The sequence below is a fragment of the Burkholderia sp. PU8-34 genome (genome assembly GCF_053427725.1).
Map to the genome: position 1 here is coordinate 437169 of NZ_JBSAXC010000004.1, position 23603 is coordinate 460771.

The window sequence follows — 23603 nt, forward strand, 5'->3', positions numbered from 1 at the left end:
CGGCAATCGGACACCTATCCGGAGCGATTCAATCGATCGTGCCGACCCGCGACCGAATCGTTTTCTCTGCACTTCGCGCCGCAGGATCCACACGACCCAAGCCCTCCGGGAGATACACATGGCCACTGCGACGCCCCGCGCCGGCACGCCCCCTTTGCCCGCCCTGCTGCGCGGCGGACGCTTCACGCTCGGCACGCGCATCGTGCTCAGCTTCGGCGCGATCTTCGTGCTGATGCTGGTCATGGCCGCGATTTCATACACCCGATTGACGGCGATCGACGCCGCCGCCGACAGCCTCCAGCGGGATTCGGTGCCGGGCCTGTACCTGTCGACGTCGCTGCGCGCCGCGACCAATCAAAGCTACACGGTGCTCGAACGCGCACTGTTCGTCGACGGCGACGCTGACAGCACGAAGCGCGAACTCGACCAGATACCGGAAGCGCTGCGGCGTCTCGACCAGGCGTCGGCGCAGTACGAGGCGACGCTGTTCCGCGAAGACGACAAGGCGCGCTTCGCCACGTTCCGGGCCGCATACGACCAATACCTGCCGCTCCTGAACGACGCCGCACATGCGGCGGCGAGCGACCGCGCGGCCGCGCAGGCCGACTTCGCGCACGTGACGACGGCGTGGGAGAACGTGGTCCGTGCCGCGGAAGTGCTGGTCGACGAAAACCGCGCCCAGGCCGACGATTCGGCACGACAGATCCGCACGTCGGTCAACACGGCGGAAGCGACGCTCGCGACCGCGCTGAGCGTCGTGCTGCTGGTCGCGCTCGCGACCGGCTATGCGCTGTTCCGCGCGATCACGGGGCCGATGGCGCGGCTCGTCGAGGTGCACGACGCGATGCGCACCGGCAACCTCGCGCAGCGGCTCGACCTGCGCCGCGGCGACGAATTCGGCACGCTGCAGGACGGCTTCAACCGGATGGCCGAAGAGCTCGCGGGCCTCGTGTCGCAGGCGCAGCAGTCGTCGCTGCAGGTGACGACGTCGGTTGCCGAGATCGCGGCGACGTCGAAGGAGCAGCAGGCGACCGCGAGCGAAACGGCCGCGACGACGACCGAGATCGGTGCAACGTCCCGCGAGATCCTCGCGACGTCGCGCGACCTGCTGCACACGATGAACGAGGTCGCCGGCGTGGCCGAGCAGTCGGCGACGCTCGCGGGCGCGAGCCAGAGCGGCCTCGCGCACATGGAAGAGATGATGCACAGCGTGATGGAGGCAGCGGGCTCGGTGAACGCGAAGCTCGCGATCCTCAACGAGAAGGCGGTCAACATCAACCAGGTCGTCGCGACGATCACGAAAGTTGCCGACCAGACCAACCTGCTGTCGCTGAACGCGGCGATCGAAGCCGAGAAGGCCGGCGAGTACGGCCGCGGCTTCGCGGTCGTCGCGACCGAGATCCGCCGCCTCGCCGACCAGACGGCGGTGGCGACCTACGACATCGAACAGACCGTGAAGGAAATCCAGTCGGCGGTGTCGGCCGGCGTGATGGGAATGGACCGCTTCTCCGAGGAAGTGCGGCGCGGCATGCGCGAGATCCAGCAGGTCGGCGGCCAGCTGTCGCAGATCATCCACGAGGTGCAGACGCTCGCGCCGCGCTTCCAGATGGTCAACGAAGGGATGCAGACGCAGGCGACCGGCGCCGAGCAGATCACGCAGGCGTTGTCGCAGCTGTCGGAAGCCGCGCAGCAGACGGCCGAGTCGCTGCGCCAGTCGTCGCAGGCGATCGACGACCTGACGCTCGTCGCGAACCACCTGCGCACCGGCGTGTCGCGCTTCAAGATCGACGGCTGACGCACGCGGCCTTCGGGCGGACGACACGATGCTTTTCCTTCTTTTCGAACTCGACGGCGAACGCTATGCGCTCGATGCGACGCGGATCGTCGAGGTACTGGCGCTCGCACCCGTGAAATCGATGCCGGGCACGCCGCCCTGGCTCACCGGCGTGATCGATCACCGCGGCACGCTGGTGCCGGTGATCGACGTGCCGCGGCTCGCGCTCGGGCGCGCGGCGCACGCGCTGCGTTCGACGCGGCTCGTCGTCGTGCGCTATGCGCAGCAGCACACGGCCGACGGCGCCGATCGATGGCTCGGGCTGATCGTCGAGCACGCGACGCAGGTGCGCGAGTTCGCGCCCGCGCAATTCGCCGACAGCGGGATCGTGACGCCGCACGCGCGCTGGCTCGGGCCGGTCGCCGCCGACGCGACGGGATTCGTGCAGCAGATCGACGTCGAGCAGATGCTCGACGACGACGCGCGCGCCATGCTGTTTCCGCCCGCGCAGGCGCTTGCCGGATGATGGCCATGATGAACGCCAACGACCCCCGATTCGAAGCGTGGCTCGCGCGTGAAACCGGGATGGATGCGGCGACGCTCGGCCACCGTGCGCTCGCGCGCGCGGTGGCCGAACGCGCACGCGTCACGCAGACCGATGCGCCGGACGCGCCCGACACACCGCTATCCGCCGGCGGCATGCCGGACGACGTCGACGAGGCCGCCGGTGGCGCCGCGGTCGATGCGTACTGGCAGCGGCTGAACGCGTCCGCGGACGAACGGCAGGCGCTGATCGAAACGCTGGTCGTGCCGGAAACGTGGTTCTTCCGCGACCGCGAAGCGTTCGTCGCGCTTGCGCGGCTGGCCGACGCCCGGCTCGTGCGCGAGCCGGCGCGCACGCTGCGCGTGCTGAGCGTGCCGTGCTCGACCGGCGAGGAGCCGTATTCGATCTCGATGGCGCTGCTCGACGCCGGCATCGGCCCGTCGCGCTTCGCGATCGACGCGATCGACATCAGCGCGCGCGCGATCGAGCGGGCGCGGGACGGCGTCTACGGACGCAACGCGTTTCGCGGCCACCCGCTCGAATTCCGCGACCGCCATTTCAGCGAAACGGCCGGCGGCTGGCAGCTCGACCCGCGCGTGCGCGAGCCGGTCCGCTTCGTGCAGGCGAACCTGTTCGACCTGCCGCTCGACGCGGACACGCGCTACGACTTCATCTTCTGCCGCAACGTGCTGATCTATTTCGACCGGCATGCGCAGGACCAGTCGATCCGGCTGCTCGACCGGCAACTCGCGGACGGCGGCACGATCTTCGTCGGCCCGGCCGAGACGGGACTGATGATGCGGCATGCGCTGGCGCCCGCGCGCATTCCGCTCGCGTTCGCGTTCCATCGCGCGCCGCCGCCCGCTGCTGAGCCGGCCGCGGGCATGAACAGTGGCGAGCGGCTGTCCGCCGTGTCCGCTGCGTCTGCGAAGTCGGTGGCGCTGCGGCCGTTGCCGGTTCGGCCCCCGGTCACGGCGGCCTTCACGGCAACCCATTTCGCAACGGCAACCCTGCACCGCCCGCTGGCCGTGCCGCAGCGGCAGCCGGCGACGCGCATCGCGCACGCCGCGCACGCCGCGCACGCCGCGCACGCCGCGCCCGCCGCGCCCGCCGCGCCCGCCGCGCCCGCCGCGCCCGATATCGTGCCCACCGCCCCCGCCGCCCCGGCGCCCACGCTCGCCGACGCCCGCCGGCTCGCGGACACGGGCCGCCTCGACGACGCCGAGCGCGCCGCGCACGCGTTCACGCTCGCGCACGGCCCCGACGCGGACGCGTTCTACCTGCTCGGCCTGATCGCCGATGCGCGCGGCCTCGATGCGGACGCGCAGGATTGCTATCGCAAGACGCTGTATCTCGACCCGGCTCACTACGAGGCGCTGACCCATCTCGCGGCGCTGCGCGACGCGGCAGGTGACGCGGCGGGCGCCCGGCAGCTGATCCTGCGTGCGCAGCGGGCAAGCGCGCGGCGCGGCACGTCGGTCGCGCCGGCGGCGGCGGACCGGACCAACGAACCGGGAGGAACCCATGACCCACGCCGCGCGTGACGACCGCGCTCCGGCCAGGTCCGTCGACGATTGCTGGAATCGCATCGGCACGCGAGGCAACGGCTCGTGCCCGCAGCTCGTCGAGCACACCCGCTGCCTGAACTGCCCGGTGTTCGAACATGCGGCCGCGAAGCTGCTCGACCGGCCGCTCACCGAAGCGGACCTCGCCGAAACGGCGCGCGCCGCGCGCACCGCGTCGCAGCCTGCCCCTGCGGACGCAAGACTCAATGCATCCACCGCATCCGCCGACGACGCGCAAGCGCTGCAGTCCGCGCTCGCGTTCCGCGTCGCCGACGAATGGCTCGGCCTGCCGGCCGCCGCGCTGCGGCAGATCGACGGGCCGCGCCCGATCCATTCGCTGCCGCACCGGCGCGACGGCGCCGTGCTCGGGCTCGTCAACGTGCGCGGCACGCTGACGATCGCCGCGTCCCTCGGCGTACTGCTGAATCTGGAACGCGACGCGGCCGCACGGCACGCGTCGCGCAACGCGTATGCTCGGATGCTGGTGGTCGAGCATCGCGGCGACGCGGTCGCGCTGCCCGTCGACGAGGTCGAGGGCGTGCTGCGCTTCGCGGCGCACGCGCTGCTGCCGGTGCCGACAACACTTACCCACGCGGCCGCGATGCACACGCGCGGCCTGCTCGCGTGGCGCGACACGACGATCGGCCTGCTGGACACCGATCGCGTGTTCGACTCGCTTGCGAGGAGCCTGCGATGAGCACCGACGACGACCTGACGCGGCTGTCGCTGCTCGACCTGTTCCGCGATGAAGCGCACACGCAGACGCAGGCGCTCGCGAGCGGCCTGCTGACGCTCGAACATGCGCCCGGCGACGCAGCCGCGCTGGAAGCATGCATGCGCGCCGCGCATTCGCTGAAAGGCGCCGCGCGCATCATCGACCTGCCGGACGGCGTCGACGTCGCGCACGCGATGGAGGAATGCTTCGTCGCCGCGCAGCGCGGCGAGCTGACGCTGACGGCCGCCCACATCGACGCACTGCTGCATGGCGTGGACCTGCTGCTGCGCGTCGGCAACGCCGATCCGGCGGCGGCGGTCTCGCGTGCGGACATCGATGCGCTGGCCGCGCGGCTGGCCGCACTCGATCCGGCCGCCGCGTCGGCCGAGCACGCCGAACGCGCGGTGTCGCTCACACCGCTTGCACCGCTTGCACCGCTTGCACCGCTTGCACCGCCAGTACCGCCCGCGCCGGAACCAGGCGTCGCAGTGCCGCACATCGGCTCCGCGCCCGACGCTGCCGCGCTTGTCGCGATATCGCCGCGCAGCGGCGGCGACCTCCCGCGCCACCCGCCCGCCGATCCGCCGCCGGGCTTGCATGCCGTCGCGCCCGACGCCCCGCCTTCACGCACCCAACCGGGGCCCCGGCACGATCCGCAGCGGATGCTGCGCGTACGCGCCGAGCAGCTCGACCGGCTGTTGAGCCTGTCCGGCGAATCGCTCGTCGAGTCGCACTGGCTGAAGCCGTTCACCGGATCGATCCTGCGCATCAAGCGGACGCAGCGCGACGTCGCGCGCACGCTCGACGTGCTCGTCGAAACGCTCGCGGAGCGGCTTGACCCGGCCGCTCTCGCGTCGCTGAACGACGTGCGCCAGGGGCTCGGCAACCTGCAGCTGCAGCTGGGCGCGCGCCTGGACGAGCTCGACCGCTTCGACCGCCGCAGCACGCATCTCGCGCAGCAGCTTTACGACGAAGCGCTGCGCTGCCGGATGCGGCCGTTCGGCGACGCGACGCATGCGTATCCGCGCATCGTCCGCGATCTCGCGCGTTCACTCGGCAAGCGCGTGCGGTTCGCGATCGTGGGCGTTGCGACGCAGGTCGACCGCGACATCCTCGACATGCTCGACGCGCCGCTCGGCCACCTGCTGCGCAATGCGCTCGACCACGGCGTCGAGACGCCCGACGAGCGCATCGCGCGCGGCAAGCCGGCCGAAGCGAGCGTGACGCTCGAGGCGCGCCACAGCGCGGGCCAGTTGCTGATCTCCATCAGCGACGACGGCGCCGGCATCGATCTCGACGCGCTGCGCGCGGCCGTCGTGCGGCGCCGGCTCGCCGACGCGGACACGGCCGCGCGGCTGTCCGACCACGAGCTGCTCGACTTCCTGCTGCTCCCCGGCTTCTCGATGCGCGACCGCGTCACCGACGTGTCGGGCCGCGGCGTCGGCCTCGACGCGGTGCACGACATGGTCAAGGCCGTGCGCGGCACCGTGCGGATCTTCACCGAGCCGGGCCGCGGCGCGCGCTTCGTGCTGCAGCTGCCGCTCACGCTGTCGATCGTGCGCAGCCTGCTCGTCGAGGTCGGCGGCGAAGCGTACGCGATCCCGCTCGCGCACGTGCGCCGCACGCTCGAACTCGCGCGCGGCGACATCGACATGCTCGAAGGCCAGCAGCATTTCCGCTTCGACGGCCGCCCGGTCGGGCTCGTCACCGCGCACCAGCTGCTCGGCGCGCCGCCGCCGGAACAGGCGCGCGACACCATCGCGACCGTCGTGATCGGCGACGAATGGGAGTCGTACGGGATCGCCGTCGACCGCTTCCGCGGCGAGTGCATGCTGGTGATCCAGCCGCTCGACCGCCGGCTCGGCAAGGTCAAGGACATCGCGGCGGCCGCGCTGATGGAGAATGGCGAACCGGTGCTGATCATCGACGTCGAGGACTTGCTGCGCTCGGTCGACAAGCTCGTGCGCGGCGGCCAGCTCGACAAGGTGCAGCGCGCGCAGCAGGCGGCCGTCGCGCGGCGCCGCCACGTGCTGGTGGTCGACGATTCGTTGACGGTCCGCGAACTGGAGCGCAAGCTGCTCGAAAAACGCGGCTATGCCGTCACCGTCGCGGTCGACGGGATGGACGGCTGGAACGCGCTGCGCGGCGCCGATTTCGATCTCGTCGTGACCGACATCGACATGCCGCGCATGGACGGCATCGAACTCGTCACGCTGATCAAGCGCGACGCCGCGCTGAAATCGCTGCCGGTGATGATCGTGTCGTACAAGGACCGCGAGGAGGACCGCCGCCGCGGACTCGACGCGGGCGCCGACTACTACCTGGCGAAGAGCAGCTTCCACGACGAAACCCTGCTCGACGCCGTCCGCGACCTGATAGGAGAAGCCCGTCCGTGAACATCGGCATCGTCAACGACCTTCCGCTCGCCGTCGAGGCGTTGCGCCGCGCGGTCGCGCGGCGGCCCGAGCACCGCGTGCTGTGGGTCGCGACCGACGGCGCGCAGGCAGTCGAGTTCTGCGCCGCACAACCGCCCGATGTCGTGCTGATGGACCTGATCATGCCGAAGTTCGACGGCGTCGAGGCGACGCGGCGGATCATGTCGTCGGGCAAGCCGTGCGCAATCCTGATCGTGACGAGCAGCATCGGCGCGAATGCATGGCGCGTGTACGAGGCGATGGGCGCCGGCGCGCTCGACGCGGTCGACACGCCGCGGCTCGGCGCAGGCGCGAACGGCGACACCGCGCAGCTGCTGCTCGCGAAGATCGACCAGATCGGCCGGCTGCTCGACAAGCCGGCGGGCGCCGCCCGCCCCGCCGGCACGGCGGCGCGCGGCGACGGCGGGCCGCTCGTCGCGATCGGCGCGTCGGCCGGCGGCCCGACCGCGCTCGCGTCGATCCTCGGCGCGCTGCCCGCCGATTTCGGCGCGCCGATCGTGATCGTGCAGCACGTCGACCAGGCATTCGCGGACGGCATGGCGCAATGGCTCGACGGCCAGACGCCGCTCACCGTGCGCATCGCGCGCGAAGGCGACCGGCCGCAGCCGTCGTTCGCGCTGCTCGCCGCGACCAACGACCACCTGCGGATCACGCGCGCCGGCACGCTCGAATACACGCGCGAGCCGGCCGAGACGCCGTACCGGCCGTCGGTCGACGTGTTCTTCAGCAGCGTGACCGAACACTGGCCCGGCGACGTGATCGGCGTGCTGCTCACCGGGATGGGCCGCGACGGCGCGATCGGGCTGAAGGCGATGCGGATGAAGGGCTACCATACGATCGCGCAGGACCAGGCGACGAGCGCCGTCTACGGGATGCCGAAAGCCGCCGCGACGCTCGGCGCCGCGCGCGCGATCCTGCCGCTCGAGCGCATTGCGGGCGAACTGACGGCGCTCGTCAGGAACTGAATCACATGGACTTGCGTGACAGCAATGGCAACAACAGGTATCGACATGACTAGTAACTCAACGCGACGCCCGGGCCACGATGACGGCACGTCCGCCGCGGACGGCGCCGACGCGGCGCTCGAAGCCGCGCGCGCGACCCTGCAGACGCCGCCGGCGACCGACGTGCCGGCGATGGTGCTGCTGGTCGACGACCAGACGATCGTCGCCGAGGCCGTGCGGCGCGCGCTCGCCGACGAGGACGGCATCGACTTCCACTACTGCACGCGCTCGGACGACGCGCTCACTGCCGCGATCGAAACGCGGCCGACCGTGATCCTGCAGGACCTCGTGATGCCCGGCACCGACGGGTTGAGCCTCGTGAAGGCGTACCGCGCGAATCCGGCGACCCGCGACGTGCCGATCATCGTGCTGTCGACGAAGGAAGAACCGGTGATCAAGAGTGCCGCGTTTGCGGCCGGCGCGAACGACTACCTCGTGAAGCTGCCGGACCGCATCGAGCTCGTCGCACGGATCCGCTACCACTCGCGCTCGTACGTCAACCTGCTGCAGCGCGACGAAGCCTACCGCGCGCTGCGGCAATCGCAGCAGCAATTGCTCGAAGCGAACCTCGAGCTGCGCCGCCTCACGCATTCCGACGGGCTCACCGGGCTGTCGAACCGCCGCTATCTCGACGAATACCTGAACGCCGAATGGCGGCGCAGCGCGCGCGAGCACACCGAGCTGTCGCTGCTGATGATCGACGTCGACAACTTCAAGCTGTACAACGACACGTACGGCCACGTGTCGGGCGACGACGTGCTCAAGCGGATCGCCGCGACCGTCGAAAGCTGCCTCGGCCGCCCGGGCGATCTCGCCGCCCGCTTCGGCGGCGAGGAGTTCGCGGTGGTGCTGCCGGGCACGTCGCCGGGCGGCGTGCGCCTGCTCGCGGAGAAGATCCGCCTCGCGATCGAAGCGCTGCGGCTCGAGCACGTGCATTCGTCGACCGGCCGCTACGTGACGATCAGCATCGGCGGCGCGGGCGTCGTGCCGGCGGCCGGCACGCCGATGACGTCGCTGATCGAAGCCGCGGACCGCGCGCTGTATCGCGCGAAGCACGAAGGGAAGAACCGCGTGGTGATCGGCATGGCGATCCAGCCGGAAGGCGGCGCAAGCGCCGGCGGACAGCCGGCCTGATACCCGGCGGCGCGACCGGGCCGATCGTCACGGCCCCGCGGCCGCGCCGGCGCCTTGCACGGCGGCCCCCCGGCGCCTCCCCGCGTGCAGCCGGCGGGCAACGGCGCCGTCACATCACGCCGAGCCGGCGCGCGTAGTCGTCCGGCTCGAGCGGCCGGCTGAACAGGTAGCCCTGCTGCTTGTCGCAGCCGATCTGCCGCAGGAACGACGATTGCGCCTCGGTCTCGACGCCCTCGGCCGTGACCTTCATCCCGAGCGAATGCGCCATCGCCACCACCGCCTGCGTGATCGCAACCGAATCCCGGTGTTCCGGCACGCCCGACACGAACGATCGGTCGACCTTCAGGTTGTGCAACGGGAAACGCTTCAGGTACGACAGCGACGAATAGCCGGTGCCGAAATCGTCGACCGAGATCCGCACGTTCATGTCGGTGAGCGCTTCGAGCATCGGCAGCACGGTCGCGGTGTCGTTCATCAGCAGCCCTTCGGTGATCTCGAGTTCGAGCGCTGACGGGTCGAGCCCCGCCTGCGCGAGACAGCGGTCGACCGATTCGACGAGCCCTTCGTGGAACTGCCGAGGCGACAGGTTGACGGCCATCATCAGGTTCGGCGCGATCGTGCGGCGCCATTCGGCCGCCTGCCGGCACGCCGTCTCCAGCACCCACTGGCCGATCGCGACGATCTGCCCCGTGTCCTCCGCGACCGGGATGAACTCCGCCGGCGACAGCGGCCCGAGCTCCGGGCTCGTCCAGCGCAGCAACGCCTCCGCGCCGACCGTGCGGCCGCTGCTGCCGTCGACGACGGGCTGGTACGCGAGCCGCAGCGCATTCGACGCGAGCGCGCGGCGCAACGACTGCTCGATCGCGAAGCGGCGCTGGAGCCGCAGGTTGAGCTGCGCGGTGAAGAACGTGAAATGGTTGCGGCCGCGCTGCTTCGCGTCGTACATCGCGGAATCGGCGTTGCGCATCAGCGTCGCCGCGTCGTCGCCGTCGCGCGGCGCGAGGCTGATGCCGATCGACACGCCGAGGTAGTACTCGTTGTTCGCGACCTCGAACGGCCGCGCGATCGCGTCGATCACCTGCCGCGCGAGCGCGGCGAGGCTGTCCGGTTCGTCGCAGTCGTCGACGAGGACCACGAACTCGTCGCCGCCGACGCGCGTGAGCGCATGCCGCTCGCCGACGCAGCCCGCGAGCCGCGACGCGACGCTGCGCAACAGCGCGTCGCCCGCGTCGTGGCCGGCCGTGTCGTTGACCTTCTTGAAGCCGTCGAGATCGATGAACAGGATCGCGACGCGCGCGGCGCCGGCCGCGCCGTCGCGCGCGTCGAACAGCTCGCGCAACCGGTCGGACAGCCAGCGGCGATTGTAGAGGCCCGTCAGCGCATCGCGCGTCGCGAGGTAGCGCAATTGCTGTTGCGCTTCGCGCACGGGGCCGACGTCGTTGAACGAGACCAGCACCGAGTTGGCTTGTGAGGTGGCCTGTGATCGGCCCGGCTTGCCGATCGGCACTGCGTTGCCGCGCACCCAGACCACGTCGCCGTCCGGGAGGCCGAGGCCCACCGTATAGTCGAGCAGAGGCATGCCGGTCACGAGCGCGCGCCGGCTCGGCCACTCGTCCGGCGGAATCGGCGTGCCGTCGTCGTGGATCTCATGCAGGATCACCGTCGACAGGTGGCGGCCGACGAGGCTGCCCTTCGCGCGCAACATCCGGTGCGCGCTCGGGTTGCTCGCGACGATGATGCCGTCATGCGACAGCACGAAGATGCCCTCGTTCAGGCTGTTGACGACGAGCCGGTGATGCTCCTCGCTGCGCGCGAGTTGCCGCGCGATCCGGTCCTGGTGCACGGCAAGCCCGACGCTGTTGCTGATGTCGCGCAGCAGCGCGGTTTCCTCGTTGCTCGGCCGGCGCGGCGCGCGATGGTAGACCGCGAATGCGCCGAGCACGGCGCCCGTCTCGTCCTGGAACGGCACCGACCAGCACGCGCGCAGGCCGAGCGGCAGCGCGAGCGCCTTGTAGTCGCACCACAAGGGATCGGTCGCGATGTCCTCGACCGCGACCATGCGGCGCTCGTGCATCGCCGTGCCGCACGAGCCCGCCATCGGGCCGATCGCGGCGCCGTCGATCGCCGCGCCGTAGTGGGCCGGCAGCGACGGCGCAGCGCCGACGCGGATATGCACGCCATCCTCGTCGAGCAGCATGATCGTGCACGACGCGCCCGCGCCGAGCAGCCCTTCAGCGCGCCGGCAGACCTCGGCCAGCAGTTCGGGCAACGGTGTGTTGCGCGTAATCAGCCGCAGCACGCTTTGCTCGGATGCGAGCACTTCGGCCGCGAGGCCGAGGCTGTAGCGTGGAATTTGCGGTTCGGTATCCAAGATGAAACCCGCCGTCGTGGTTCGATCGCGTCTGGCACGCGCGATTCGTTGTCTTGACTTCGTGCCGTACTCCACGCCCGGGTTTACGCCGACGGACGGCGCTGCCGGACGGACGCCGTCCGTCCGGCGTCGTACCGTAGTACATTTAACACCAATCCGTGACACGCAGCGCATCGAATTGCATAGGGAGTTGCACGGGACGCATGTGTTTTAAACGCTCCGTCGCGTGCCGCGCCTGGAAAAGCGGATTGGGTTATCGCTGTGCACTATAAAGAGCAGCGCCGCCGTAAGCTGTTTGTTGCCTTGTTTGTTGCCTTGTTTGTTGCCTTGTTTGTTGCCTTGCGACATCCTTCAGCGCATCGATCACCGCGGCGACCGACGCATCATCCCAACACATCCTCGACCAAGCTCGGGTTCGGCTTGTCTGCGCTCGTGCCATCGAGCATCGATCGAAGCCGTGAACCGATCAACGTCTGCGCCTCGTCGATGATCGTGTCGACAAGGGCCTTTACGGTCGGAACATCGTGAATCAGGCCGGCAACCATGCCGCAGCTCCAGGCACCGGAATCGAGCAAGCCGTCGCGCATGACTTTCGGATAAACACCCGCCACCTGGTCGATGATGTCGTCGATACGAAGATCGCCTCCCTTCTCGCGTTCGATCTCCAGAAGACGTTCCACACCTGCATTGTTGAGCACGCGCTCCGTGTTGCGCAGGCCACGCATCACCAGTCGCGTATCCAGCTCGGAGGCGTTGACAATCGCTTCCTTTACGTTCTCATGGACCGGCGCTTCCTGCGTCGCAACGAACCGTGTGCCCATGCTGATGCCGTCAGCACCCAGCGCGAGCGCAGCCACCAGGCTGCGCCCGTCAGCCATGCCACCGGAAGCAACAATTGGAATGGTCAGTTCGTCTGCCGCACGTGGCAGCAAGATCATGTTCGGAATATCGTCCTCTCCCGGATGGCCGCCGCATTCGAAGCCATCCACAGTGACAGCGTCGCATCCGATCTGTTGTGCCTTAAGGGCGTGCCGTATCGACGTGCACTTGTGAAAGACCTTGATGCCCGCGCCCTTGAGACTAGCCATGTAGGGCTCTGGATTGCGACCCGCCGTCTCGACGATGCGCACCCCACCCTGTTTGATCGCGTCGATGTATTCGGGATAGGGAGGGGCCGAGAACGTCGGAAGGAACGTAAGATTCACGCCGAACGGTTGGTCGGTCATTTCCCGGCACCGGGCAATTTCCCTTGCAAGCAGTTCAGGCGTCTTCTGTGTCAACGCGGTGATGATGCCCAAGCCGCCGGCGTTGGAAACCGCAGAGGCAAGTTCTGCGAGGCCGACGTAATGCATCCCTCCCTGAATGATCGGATACTTGATCTGGAAAAGCTTGGTTATGCGCGTCTTCATTCGGGCTCCTGATAGTTTTGAATTCCACCATCGGGTATCTGGCCTGGGGCGAAACACACGATATTCCAGTGGAACAGTTGGTTCGGATTCACGCCATGCGGGCGTGGATCGATTCACTGCGGGGTAAGAGGCGTGACTGCTGCCGGCACATACCGCTCCCCGGCGGCAAGGAACTGATCGAGCAGCCAAATGCGGTCCCCGCCCCAAAACAGTTCGTTTCCCGCTGCGAAAGTCGGGGAACCAAACACGCCCCGAGAGACCGCAGCGTGAGTCGCCTCGTTGACGGCACGACGCGATTCCGTCGATTCGATGGTCTCTCGAAAACCTTGCTCGTCGATGCCCACTGCTTTCCGGGCAACGTCGAACAGGACATCCATGTCACCGAGGTTCCGCCCCTCGGCCCAACGTGCACGCAACAACGCCTTCGCCAGCACCGGCCGCTTTTCAAGCGGCTGCGTGTACATCAACTGCTGAGCGGGTACAGGGTCGAACATGGAGAAATCATCGGTCAGTGGCATACCCAACACTTTCGCCATCCGTGACGCGTCATGACGGGCATAGGGGCCTTTGAGCGGCGTATCAAGCAGCGGCTTCAGCCCCATTACCTTGACGACCGCAACGCCAAGCCGGAATGGCAACCAACGGAGCGTTTTACCGTGACGGTCTGCCAAGGCCTCGATCGCATTCGATGCGAGGTACGCGTAGGGCGAGACAAAATCAAAATAGAATTCGATCGAATCCATACTGTCGTCGGGCAAGTCGAGTGCGTTGCCCGTATCCTGTAATCGCAGCGAGCTCTTGAACAAAACCGCATCCAGCAGGGGGGTGCCCCCGCCAGGTCGTAACCGTCAATTTACGGGGCGCCGTCCAGTGATTTTTCCGCACGTGCTTCTTCAAGGAACTGATCACGCAAAACATACTTCTGGATCTTTCCCGATGCAGTCTGAGGGAACGCGTCCACGAAACGCCAGACCCGTGGCGTCTTGTACGATGCGAGACGCGCGCGGCAATAGTCCGTCAGCTCGTGCTCTGCTTCGGCATTTCCGGCTCTGAGCTGGACGAAGGCAGCGACGATCTCGCCCCATTCGGCGTCGGGCAACCCGACCACGCAAACACCTGCGACGGCTGGATGACCAAGCAAAACCTCCTCGATTTCGCGCGGATAGACGTTTTCGCCACCGCGAATGATCATCTCCTTCATTCTTCCCTGGATGGTGAGATAGCCGTCACTCGCCATCGAACCCAAATCGCCGGTTCGAAGCCATCCGTCGTCGGTCAGCGCCTGCCGCGTTGCTTCCTCGTTGTCGAAGTAGCCCTTGGTTACGCATTTTCCCCGCGTCCAGATTTCACCCAATGTGCCGATCGGCACAGTGTCGCCGCTGCGTGGATCGGCCACTTTGACTTCAACATGTGGCATGGGGCGCCCGACCGTCAGTTCCCAACCCGAGCGAGACTCATCCTCGCGCGTATGGGCGATATAGGGCGATGCTTCCGTTTGCCCGAAGCCAATGCCCACCTTCACGCGAAGCGTATTCTCGAGCCGCCGTACAAGCGCCGCCGGGACAGGTGCACCTCCGAGCGTGGCGACTCGCCAGGAACTCAGGTCGAAGGTCGTCAACGCCGGGTGGTCCAGAATACGAACCATCATCGTGGGGACCGCCGACATCAATGTCCCGCGCTCCGACTCGACCAGATCCAGCATCAACGCCGGATCGAAAGCCGGCGGAAGCACATGCGTGCCTCCCGTCTGCAGTGCGCCCAAGGTCACGAGACCGCACCCGGCGGTATGAAACATCGGCATTGGGTTGATCCATACGTCGCCTTTGCCGGCACCGATCACTTGCGCATAGATTCGCCCATTGTTTGCCAACCCACGATGGGTCAGAAGCGCGCCTTTGGGAAAGCCGGTGGTGCCTGATGTGTATTGAATCTGGGCGATATCGCCAGGTTCGACACGGGGTAATGCGGCAAACGCTGACGCACCATCGACAAGTTCGTCCCAACGCGTCAGCGAAATGATTTCCCGCAACAGCGGCAGGTAAGGTCTTACTTCATCCACGACATCTGCCAGCTTCCTTCCGCGATACTCGGGTTCTACGATAATTCCGCTGGCCTGTGACTGCTTGAGGACATACTTGAGCTCCGAAGCGAGATACGCCGGGTTCACAGTGACGAGCGTGATACCGGCAAGTGCTGCACCCAATTCGATTTGCACCCACTCCGGACGGTTCGATGCCCACACCGCGACGTGCTCGCCCGGGCGAAAGCGGCTCAGGAGTGCGCCTGCCACTTTGCGTGACTGCGTCAGCAGCTCGCCATACGTCCAGCGGCGCCGGTCGGTCCCGCCTACCCCCTCAACCAGCGCAACTTCGTTTTCCCAACGCGCTGCGGCGTTTCCGAGCGCATCCCCAATGCTGACTTCCAGGAACGGCTCGGTTTGGTCCGCGGGCCAGTACGACAGGTCGTGTGAAGCGGCAAGTTCCATGTGACTGATGTCTCCGTCTATCTATGCAACCCAACGTAAGCCAATTGCAATGTACTGCGGCGCAGCGTACCGCCCCGCGAGGTCGCAACTTGACTACGCCCCCATCATAGAGGGCGCACTTTCCTGCTTCCATTCGGATTTCGGCGCGCGGACGCCGGTCCATCCGACGCCTTTCTGCCTGGCTACCTGCACGACTTGTCAGGCGCCTACTCGGATCTCTCGTGACCCGAAATTCGAGCACACGTGCATCAGGCTAAAATCCGCATGGCGTCGCGGTCGCCGCCGCGAACCTGCTTGCCGAGGAGGAAAAGGTGCCGGTCAAAAATCGAAAATTCGGCGCGAACGCGGAGATTGCCGTGCGCCGCAGGCCGAGGCAAGGACGGTCCCTGATGACCGTTGACGCCATACTCGAGGCTGCTCGACAGCTTTTGATCAGAGATGGATTCGATGCCACGAGCACGACTCGCATTGCAGAGGCCGCGGGTGTCAGCGTCGGTTCACTTTACGAGTACTTCACCAGCAAGGAAGCCCTCGTTGCGAAACTGATCAAACGCCATTGCGACAACCTGCTCGACACGTACGCCAGCGCTTTCAAGGAAGTGGAGGGCAAGGGGATAGCGCGATTGGTCGACGCGTGGATCGACACCAGTGTGGACGCGTATGCCAAAGACCTTGCGTTGCATCGCGTGCTGCTCGATCAGATGGGCAAGGTGAGCAAAACGCAGCATCTGAAACGCGTTTCCCTCGCCATTGCCGGCCTGCTCGAAAGCGCGCTTCGCAGATGCGGGGAGCCGGTGCCCAGGCCGGACCTGCGGCTGGCGGCGTTTGTCGTTGAGTCGACCGGAGAAGCCCTGCTGCACCGGGCCATTCTTTACGGCGACGATCTCTTCAACGATGAGTTGCGGCGCGAGTGGAAGCTGATGACTCGCCTCTACCTTGCCAGTGCGGACAGCACGTCCTTGCAGACGTGACACGTTACGCCGGGAACATCGGTTAGAGCGAGCCCTTCATCGCCAGAATCCGCGGACTGAACGACACCGTGCGCTTCTTCATCGGCATATCGATGATTTTCAACGCTCACGATATGGCCCGCCCACCAAACGACGAATAGATCCCGACCGGCTTTCCCTCCCAAATGCCCATTCGTCCGACAAGCAAGATCTCGATGCAATCCAGGGCCAATTGCGGTCGCCCCAGAGCCAGCATCGATCTCGCCAATTCGAACGGCGCCTTGAACGACACGTCGTTTGGCGTGTTCCGTTCGACGAGGTCGACGAACCGCATGATCTCGGCCCTGACACTCAATCGATCGACGGCCCAGACGTCTCTTGCCCATTGCCGAAGGGATGCAAGCATCACCAGGTAATCATTGGGTTGCAACACCTCGCGACAGCTATCCATGGTGCTTGCCGGGGCCGGCCCTCACTGTGGTTGCCAAGTTCGCCGCACTTCCTGTTACCGACTCGAAGTGCATGAAAGCCGAGCCAGCATATCAAAGAGCGCGGTCACCGGCGCAGATGGATGGGTGTCCGGAAGTCAAACACTTGTTACAGTGCAGGCAGCGTGCGGCTCCGGCGATGTCTGCTCACCGGGACGGTGTGAATCCTGACAACTAGCCGCCCCCTCCTACAAATCGCATGTCCCCCGACTCTCCCGTCAGCAACGCCCGGTTCGCGTCGGCCGCCGCGCGCAGGTAATCCCACAGCGCCGTCACGCGCCGCAGCTTGCGCAGGTCCTCGCGGCAGGTCAGCCAGAAACACCGCGTCACCACAACGTCATCCGCCAGCACCGGCACGAGCGCCGGCTGCCGCGCGGCCATGAAGCACGGCAGGATCGCAAGCCCGCCGCCCTGCAGTGCCGCGAAGTACTGCGCGATCACGCTGGTCGTGCGCAGCCCGGCCGTCGCGCCGGGCACCGCGCGCTCCAGGTACAGCAGTTCGCTGCTGAACGCGAGATCATCGACATAGCTGATGAACGTGTGCCGCGCGAGATCGTCCACGCACGAAATCGGCGCATGGCCCTCGAGATACTCCCGCGTCGCATACAGCCGCAACTGGTAATCGCACAGCTTCGTGAACACGTAGGGCCCGCGCTCGGGCCGCTCGAGCGTGATCGCCAGATCGGCCTCGCGCTTCGTCAGGCTGACGAAATGCGGCACCGGCAGCAGGTCGACCGTGACATGCGGATGCGCCGCCCGAAACTGCGCGAGCTGCGGCGCGAGAAAGAAGCAGCCGAACCCTTCCGTCGAGCCGATCCGCACGTGCCCCGACAGCGCGTGCCCCGTATTCGCGACCTGGTCGCACGCCGACTGCACGGTCGTCTCCATCGCGTCCGCATACGCGACGAGCCGCTGGCCTTCCGCGGTCAGCGTGAAGCCGCCGGAGCGCGACTTGTCGAACAGCAGCGTGCCCATCGCCTCTTCGAGCGCGCGGACGCGCCGGGCGACGGTCGTGTAGTCGACGCCCAGGCGCTTCGCGGCGCCGCTCGCGCGCTGCGTGCGCGCGACTTCGAGAAAGAACCGCAGGTCGTCCCAGTTCAGGTTGCCGGAAACCGGCTCGGGAAGGTGTCGCATCGGCAGGAAAGCCTTGTGTGGCGGAGTCTCCGGGCCGGTCTGATATGCAAATTTGCATATCAGACCGGTTTCTTTGTCGGTACTACAGGAATCTTCGCATAACTATACTCGACCGTGACCTGCGGACCACGAGCCGCGGGCAATAACGTTGGAGACGCCATGCAGACCCGATCCACCCTTGATGAGCACGCGGAGCTTGCCGCGCCCGCCCCCGCGCGCACCGCGAAGGACCACCTGCTGGCCGGCTGGGCCAGCATGACCGGCACGACGATCGAGTGGTACGACTTTTTCCTGTACGGCACGGCCGCCGCGCTCGTCTTCAACCGCATCTTCTTCCCGTCGCTCGACCCCGTCGTCGGCACGCTGGCCGCGTTCGGCACGTTCGCGGTCGGCTTCATCGGCCGGCCGATGGGCGGCATCCTGTTCGGCCACTTCGGCGACCGCATCGGCCGCAAGTCGATGCTGATGATCACGCTGCTGCTGATGGGCGTGCCGAGCATGATCATCGGGCTGATCCCGTCGTACGACAGCATCGGCTATTGGTCGGCCGCGCTGCTGATCGCGATGCGCTTCCTGCAGGGGATGGCCGTCGGCGGCGAATGGGGCGGCGCGGTGCTGATGGCCGTCGAGCATGCGCCCGAAGGCCGCAAGGGGTTGTTCGGCAGCCTGCCGCAGACGGGCGTCGGCCTGGGACTGATCCTGTCGTCGCTCGCGATGACCGCGGTCGCCCGGCTGCCCGACGCGGACATGCTGTCGTGGGGCTGGCGCATTCCGTTCCTCGCAAGCATCGCGCTCGTCGGCCTCGGCGCCTTCATCCGCGCGAAGGTGCCCGAATCGCCGGACTTCGAGAAGATGAAGCACCAGGGCAAGGCCGTGAAGTCGCCGGTGCTCGAGGCGATCCGCCGCCATCCGCGCGAGGTGCTGACGATCGTCGGCGCGCGCGCCGCGGAGAACACATGGTTCTACATGGTGGTCACGTTCGCGCTTGCGTACGCGACGCAGCAGCTCCACCTGCCGAAGGCCGACATGCTGGAGGCGATCACGGCAGGCGCGGCGCTGTCGCTCGTGACGATGCCGCTGTGCGGGCACCTGAGCGACCGCATCGGCCAGCGCCGGATGTTCGCAATCGGCCTCGTGCTGATGTGCGCGTTCGCCGCCCCGTTCTTCATGATGCTCGGCACGCTGCAGACGACGCTCGCGTGGTGGGCGATCGTGCTCGGCCTCGGCGTCGTGTTCCCGATTCTCTATGCACCGGAATCGCTGCTGTTCGCGAAGCAGTTCCCCGCGGAGATCCGCTACAGCGGGATCTCGCTGTCGGTGCAGCTCGCCGGCGTGCTCGGCGGCGGCTTCGCGCCGATGATCGCGACGTCGCTGCTGAAGGCCGGCGGCGGCCAGCCGCATTACGTGATCGCCTACCTCGTCGGCCTCGGCGTGTTCGCGCTGATCTGCACGGGGCTGATGCGCACCGCGCGCCACTGACCGCGCACCCCGCTTCCCGTTTGTCTGCCGGCCGCCGCGCGCACGCGGCGGCTGCGGGCACCTCTTTTCATCGCACTGCCGCTACTCATTACCGCTACTTTCGGAGATCGTTCATGAACGCCGCCGTACCCCAGACCACCCTCGCCTTGCCCACCGCCAAGCTGCTGATCGACGGCCAGTTCGTCGAATCGCAGACCCCCGAATGGGGCAACGTCGTCAACCCCGCGACGCAGGAAGTGATCGGCCGCGTGCCGTATGCGACCGTCGACGAGGTCGATGCCGCGATCGCGTCCGCGCAGCGCGCGTTCCAGACCTGGAAGACCACGCCGATCGGCGCGCGGCTGCGCATCATGCTGAAGTTCCAGGATCTCGTGCGCCGCAACCTCGAGCGCATCGCGCAGACGCTGACCGCCGAACAGGGCAAGACGCTGCCCGACGCGCAGGGCGACATCTTCCGCGGCCTCGAAGTGGTCGAGCATGCATGCTCGATCGGCACGCTGCAGCTCGGCGAATTCGCGGAGAACATCGCGGGCGGCGTCGATACGTACACGCTGCGCCAGCCGATCGGCGTGTGCGCGGGCATCACGCCGTTCAACTTTCCCGGCATGATCCCGCTGTGGATGTTCCCGATGGCGATCGTGTGCGGCAACACGTTCGTGCTGAAGCCGTCCGAGCAGGACCCGCTGTCGACGATGCAGCTCGTCGAGCTCGCGATCGAGGCCGGCGTGCCGCCTGGCGTGCTGAACGTCGTGCATGGCGGCAAAACGGCGGTCGACCGGCTGTGCACGCATCCGGACGTGAAGGCGATCTCGTTCGTCGGCTCGACGCGCGTCGGCACGCACGTGTACAACCTCGGCAGCGAGCACGGCAAGCGCGTGCAGTCGATGATGGGCGCGAAGAACCACGCGGTCGTGCTGCCCGACGCGCATCGCGAGCAGACGATCAACGCGCTCGTCGGCGCCGGGTTCGGCGCGGCCGGCCAGCGCTGCATGGCGACGTCGGTCGTCGTGCTGGTGGGCGCCGCGCGCGACTGGCTGCCCGATCTCGTCGAGAAGGCCAAGCAGTTGAAGGTCAACGCGGGGCACGAGGCCGGCACCGACGTCGGCCCGGTGATCTCGAAGGCCGCGCATGCGCGCATCACGAACCTGATCGACGAAGGCGTGAAGGCCGGCGCAACGCTGCTGCTCGACGGCCGCGACGTAAAGGTGCCCGGCTACGAGCAGGGCAACTTCGTCGGCCCGACGATCTTCTCGGGCGTGAAGACCGACATGTCGATCTATACGGACGAGATCTTCGGGCCGGTGGTGGTCGTGCTCGAAGCCGACACGCTCGACGACGCGATCGCGCTCGTCAACCGCAACCCGATGGGCAACGGCGTCGGCCTGTTCACGCAGAGCGGTGCGGCCGCGCGCAAGTTCCAGAGCGAGATCGACGTCGGCCAGGTCGGCATCAACATCCCGATCCCCGTGCCGGTGCCCTACTTCAGCTTCACCGGCTCGCGCGGCTCGAAGCTCGGCGATCTCGGCCCGTACGGCAAGCAGGTCGTGCAGTTCTATACGCAGACGAAGACGGTCACCGCGCGCTGGTTCGACGATGACGCGACGGCCGGCGGCGTGAACACGACGATCGCGCTGCGCTGACAGTTATGCATCGGACCGGACTCAGCGCCAAAGCGCCAGGTCCGGTCGACCGCGAAGCATGGGACCGGACTAAGCGCTGAAGCGCCAAGTCCGGTCGACAGGAGAGCAAACAACATGGAAATCGCATTCATCGGGCTCGGCAACATGGGCGGCCCCATGGCCGCCAACCTGCTCAAGGCCGGCCACGCGCTGACGGTGTTCGACGTCGACGCGCATGCCGGCGATGCGGCCGTGCGCGCGGGCGCGACGGCCGCCGGCTCGCCGCGCGAAGCCGCGGCCCGCGCGTCGGTCGTGATCACGATGCTGCCGGCAGCGCCGCACGTGCAGCGCGTCTATCTCGGCGACGACGGCGTGCTGGCGGGCGCGCGCGCCGGCGCGACGCTGATCGACTGCAGCACGATCGATCCCGGCACGGTGCGCGCCGTCGCCGACGCGGCCGCGCAGCGCGACCTGCCGCTCGCCGACGCGCCCGTGTCGGGTGGCACGGGCGGCGCGCAGGCCGGCACGCTGACCTTCATGGTCGGCGCGGAGCACGCGCTGTTCGAGCGCATTCGGCCCGTGCTGCTCGACATGGGAAAGAACGTCGTGCATTGCGGCGCAACCGGCACCGGCCAGATCGCGAAGATCTGCAACAACCTGCTGCTCGGCATCTCGATGATGGGCGTGTCGGAGGCGATGGCGCTTGGTGCGGCGCTCGGCATCGATCCGGCCGTACTGGCCGGGATCATCAACACGTCGACCGGACGCTGCTGGAGCTCGGACACGTACAACCCGTATCCGGGCGTCAGCGACACGACGCCCGCCGCACGCGGCTACACGGGCGGTTTCGCCGCGAACCTGATGCTGAAGGATCTCGGGCTCGCGACCGAAGCCGCGCGGCAGGCACGCCAGCCGGTGTGGATGGGCGCGCTCGCGCAGCAGCTCTATCAGTCGATGAGCCAGCAGGGGTTGGGCGGACTCGACTTCTCCGCGTGCGTGAAGCTGTACGAGGCGCAGGCGCCGGCCGCTTGAAGGCGGATCGACGGCGGGAATGGCCGGGCGGTGCCGTATTCGGCCGCTTTCGGCCAGCGTCGCGATACGCGATGCGCGGACGCGCCGATCCCTCACCTGCTATCCGGTGACGGGTTACCCGTTGGACATGCGGGTGATGATCGCGCGCAGCGGTCACGTTACGCGACCGTCAGGCCGGCGCGAACCTGCGTCGCTCAGCGCCCTGCAGTCGTAATGCGCTCAACCGCGCGGGTTCGACTCGGCCTCGAAGGTCGGATGGCACTCGAACGCGAGTTCGGAGCGCGCGTTCACGCCACGACCGTTGCTCAGCGATTCCTGCTTCATGCTCGCGCGCATCCCGCGCTGCGAGCAGAAATCGGTCGCTTCGTTGACCGCTTTCGTGTGGGCATCCGCCCAGGTGGTCGCCACGCCGACCGTGCGCGTCGACACGGTGAAGACGTTCGGGTTGGACGTCGCGGTGACGTCGGAAGCGGTCGAGCACGCGGCGAGGAGCCATGCAGCGGCCACGACAGGCAGCCATCGCACGGATTTGAAAAAGAGTGGGTTCGGCATCGGGGGGAGTGCGCCGTCGCGCAGACGGCATTCGACAACATGGCCGCCAGTATGCCCGCCAATGCGCCGGAGATCATGCCCTATACAGTGAACAAACTGTTTCCAATGGTTAAACGATGGGGGTTCGGGCGAGGCGGGAGGCGTGGTTCGTGCCGAAATTGCCGGGGCTCGCGGCTGAAGATCCGGTAATAGCCTGTCAATGCGGCCGGTTGAAGCAGACACGTGCGGAGCGGCGACGAGCCGCGCGCGTTCGGGACTGTCACGCTGCGGTCGTTCGGCCTCGAAAGCGGACACGACGCAGCGCGCGGGCCTGTCCGGTTTTGCCGCGTGCATGCTGGCCGGCTGCGCGCTCGCGCTTCCTGCGCGGCTCGTGAACCGCTGATATTACAAACGCCGCTGCAGATTTTTCACGCACGCGCCCACTGCGCCGCAAGCGTCTTCCGACCCCGGCGCGAATTCGACGCGCCGCTCGCGAAGCACAGGCCGCGGGCGGCGCCCCTTCTACCGCGAGTGACGCGTCAACCGCCGCTCGCCCCCGATGGCGCAGATGCCGCACCCGGCGCGGTCGCACCGCCCTCCGTGCCGCCACCTGCCGCAGCGCCGCCGCTACTCGACATGCCGCCTGAAGCAGCCGGCGGCGGAGGCGCCATGCTGCCCGCCGACTGCGCGGGCGCCATGCTGCCCGACGCCCCCTGCTCCGTCCCTGACGTACTGCTGCTCTGCTTCGAGCATCCCGCGCCCGCTGCAACGCCGACGATCAGGAAGCCGGCGGCGAGCGCCTGCCACATATGACGAAAAGGATCACGTTGCATGACACATCCCTCCAGCGGTGAAAAACCAGTAGCAGCAATTTGCGTGCCATCGAATCGCCATGCTTGCCGATGCCCTCCATTCATTTCCCGAATGAGACCTA

General features: G+C 67.5%; 19 protein-coding genes. 11 read left to right on the forward strand and 8 right to left on the reverse strand.

The genetic code is table 11. The annotated features are described in order from the left end of the window. Nucleotides 1–118 precede the first annotated feature (118 nt). The 7 genes from ACV22Z_RS13355 to ACV22Z_RS13385 are packed head-to-tail and all read left to right on the forward strand — an operon-like array spanning nucleotide 119 to nucleotide 9171. On the forward strand, nucleotides 119–1795 hold the full coding sequence (locus tag ACV22Z_RS13355; protein ID WP_448076760.1) for a methyl-accepting chemotaxis protein: 1677 nt from the start codon (nucleotides 119–121) through the stop codon (nucleotides 1793–1795). A 28-nt stretch (nucleotides 1796–1823) separates the two neighbouring features. After that, nucleotides 1824–2300, forward strand: a complete 477-nt coding sequence (locus ACV22Z_RS13360) for a chemotaxis protein CheW (protein ID WP_448076761.1) — start codon at nucleotides 1824–1826, stop codon at nucleotides 2298–2300. An 8-nt stretch (nucleotides 2301–2308) separates the two neighbouring features. Continuing rightward, the gene (locus tag ACV22Z_RS13365; RefSeq protein WP_448076893.1) at nucleotides 2309–3862 is read left to right on the forward strand and encodes a CheR family methyltransferase; all 1554 of its coding nucleotides are present in this window, start codon (nucleotides 2309–2311) and stop codon (nucleotides 3860–3862) included. Continuing rightward, nucleotides 3843–4580: a chemotaxis protein CheW gene (locus ACV22Z_RS13370; protein ID WP_448076762.1), complete on the forward strand. Its 738-nt coding sequence runs from the start codon at nucleotides 3843–3845 to the stop codon at nucleotides 4578–4580. Before ACV22Z_RS13365 ends, ACV22Z_RS13370 begins: the two co-directional genes overlap by 20 nt. Further along, nucleotides 4577–6994, forward strand: a complete 2418-nt coding sequence (locus tag ACV22Z_RS13375) for a response regulator (protein WP_448076763.1) — start codon at nucleotides 4577–4579, stop codon at nucleotides 6992–6994. The genes ACV22Z_RS13370 and ACV22Z_RS13375 overlap by 4 nt, the downstream gene beginning before the upstream one ends. Further along, on the forward strand, nucleotides 6991–7998 hold the full coding sequence (gene cheB / locus ACV22Z_RS13380; RefSeq protein ID WP_448076764.1) for a chemotaxis-specific protein-glutamate methyltransferase CheB: 1008 nt from the start codon (nucleotides 6991–6993) through the stop codon (nucleotides 7996–7998). The genes ACV22Z_RS13375 and cheB overlap by 4 nt, the downstream gene beginning before the upstream one ends. Nucleotides 7999–8043: 45 nt before the next feature. Beyond that, on the forward strand, nucleotides 8044–9171 hold the full coding sequence (locus tag ACV22Z_RS13385) for a diguanylate cyclase (RefSeq protein WP_448076765.1): 1128 nt from the start codon (nucleotides 8044–8046) through the stop codon (nucleotides 9169–9171). A gap of 109 nt (nucleotides 9172–9280) precedes the next feature. On the opposite strand, the gene ACV22Z_RS13390 is transcribed toward ACV22Z_RS13385, so the two are convergent. The 4 genes from ACV22Z_RS13390 to ACV22Z_RS13405 all read right to left on the reverse strand — a co-directional run bounded on the left by ACV22Z_RS13390 (nucleotide 9281) and on the right by ACV22Z_RS13405 (nucleotide 15436). After that, entirely contained in the window at nucleotides 9281–11542 is a 2262-nt protein-coding gene (locus ACV22Z_RS13390) for a putative bifunctional diguanylate cyclase/phosphodiesterase (RefSeq protein WP_448076766.1), read from the reverse strand. Nucleotides 11543–11925: 383 nt separating this feature from the next. Beyond that, nucleotides 11926–12951 carry an NAD(P)H-dependent flavin oxidoreductase gene (locus tag ACV22Z_RS13395; RefSeq protein WP_448076767.1) on the reverse strand — a complete coding sequence of 342 codons (1026 nt, stop codon included), beginning with the start codon at nucleotides 12949–12951 and terminating at the stop codon, nucleotides 11926–11928. Nucleotides 12952–13064: 113 nt separating this feature from the next. After that, entirely contained in the window at nucleotides 13065–13757 is a 693-nt protein-coding gene (locus tag ACV22Z_RS13400) for a DsbA family protein (RefSeq protein WP_448076768.1), read from the reverse strand. Nucleotides 13758–13804: 47 nt separating this feature from the next. Then, nucleotides 13805–15436, reverse strand: coding sequence for an AMP-binding protein (locus tag ACV22Z_RS13405; protein ID WP_448076769.1), 1632 nt, complete (start codon nucleotides 15434–15436; stop codon nucleotides 13805–13807). A gap of 311 nt (nucleotides 15437–15747) precedes the next feature. Here ACV22Z_RS13405 and ACV22Z_RS13410 point away from each other — a divergent pair, with 311 nt between their 5' ends. Then, nucleotides 15748–16407 (forward strand): TetR/AcrR family transcriptional regulator, encoded by a 660-nt coding sequence (locus ACV22Z_RS13410; RefSeq protein WP_448076770.1) that lies wholly within the window; start codon nucleotides 15748–15750, stop codon nucleotides 16405–16407. Nucleotides 16408–16513: 106 nt separating this feature from the next. Here the strand turns inward: ACV22Z_RS13410 and ACV22Z_RS13415 are convergent, their stop codons facing one another. Both ACV22Z_RS13415 and ACV22Z_RS13420 read right to left on the reverse strand, forming a co-directional pair. Next, nucleotides 16514–16837, reverse strand: coding sequence for a hypothetical protein (locus tag ACV22Z_RS13415; protein ID WP_448076771.1), 324 nt, complete (start codon nucleotides 16835–16837; stop codon nucleotides 16514–16516). A gap of 211 nt (nucleotides 16838–17048) precedes the next feature. Next, nucleotides 17049–18008 (reverse strand): LysR family transcriptional regulator, encoded by a 960-nt coding sequence (locus tag ACV22Z_RS13420; RefSeq protein ID WP_448076772.1) that lies wholly within the window; start codon nucleotides 18006–18008, stop codon nucleotides 17049–17051. Between the two features lie 159 nt (nucleotides 18009–18167). Here ACV22Z_RS13420 and ACV22Z_RS13425 point away from each other — a divergent pair, with 159 nt between their 5' ends. The 3 genes from ACV22Z_RS13425 to mmsB all read left to right on the forward strand — a co-directional run bounded on the left by ACV22Z_RS13425 (nucleotide 18168) and on the right by mmsB (nucleotide 22138). Continuing rightward, nucleotides 18168–19487 carry an MFS transporter gene (locus ACV22Z_RS13425; RefSeq protein ID WP_448076773.1) on the forward strand — a complete coding sequence of 440 codons (1320 nt, stop codon included), beginning with the start codon at nucleotides 18168–18170 and terminating at the stop codon, nucleotides 19485–19487. Nucleotides 19488–19600: 113 nt separating this feature from the next. Beyond that, nucleotides 19601–21127, forward strand: a complete 1527-nt coding sequence (locus ACV22Z_RS13430) for a CoA-acylating methylmalonate-semialdehyde dehydrogenase (protein ID WP_448076774.1) — start codon at nucleotides 19601–19603, stop codon at nucleotides 21125–21127. A gap of 114 nt (nucleotides 21128–21241) precedes the next feature. Then, a complete protein-coding gene (mmsB, locus tag ACV22Z_RS13435; protein WP_448076775.1) occupies nucleotides 21242–22138 on the forward strand; it encodes a 3-hydroxyisobutyrate dehydrogenase in 897 nt (298 codons plus the stop codon). Nucleotides 22139–22357: 219 nt separating this feature from the next. Here mmsB and ACV22Z_RS13440 read toward each other — a convergent pair whose 3' ends face one another. Together ACV22Z_RS13440 and ACV22Z_RS13445 are read right to left on the reverse strand one after the other, a co-directional pair. After that, nucleotides 22358–22690: a hypothetical protein gene (locus ACV22Z_RS13440; protein ID WP_448076776.1), complete on the reverse strand. Its 333-nt coding sequence runs from the start codon at nucleotides 22688–22690 to the stop codon at nucleotides 22358–22360. A 518-nt stretch (nucleotides 22691–23208) separates the two neighbouring features. Further along, complete coding sequence (locus tag ACV22Z_RS13445) at nucleotides 23209–23502, reverse strand: hypothetical protein (RefSeq protein WP_448076777.1); 294 nt, start codon at nucleotides 23500–23502, stop codon at nucleotides 23209–23211. Between the last annotated feature and the right edge of the window lie 101 nt (nucleotides 23503–23603).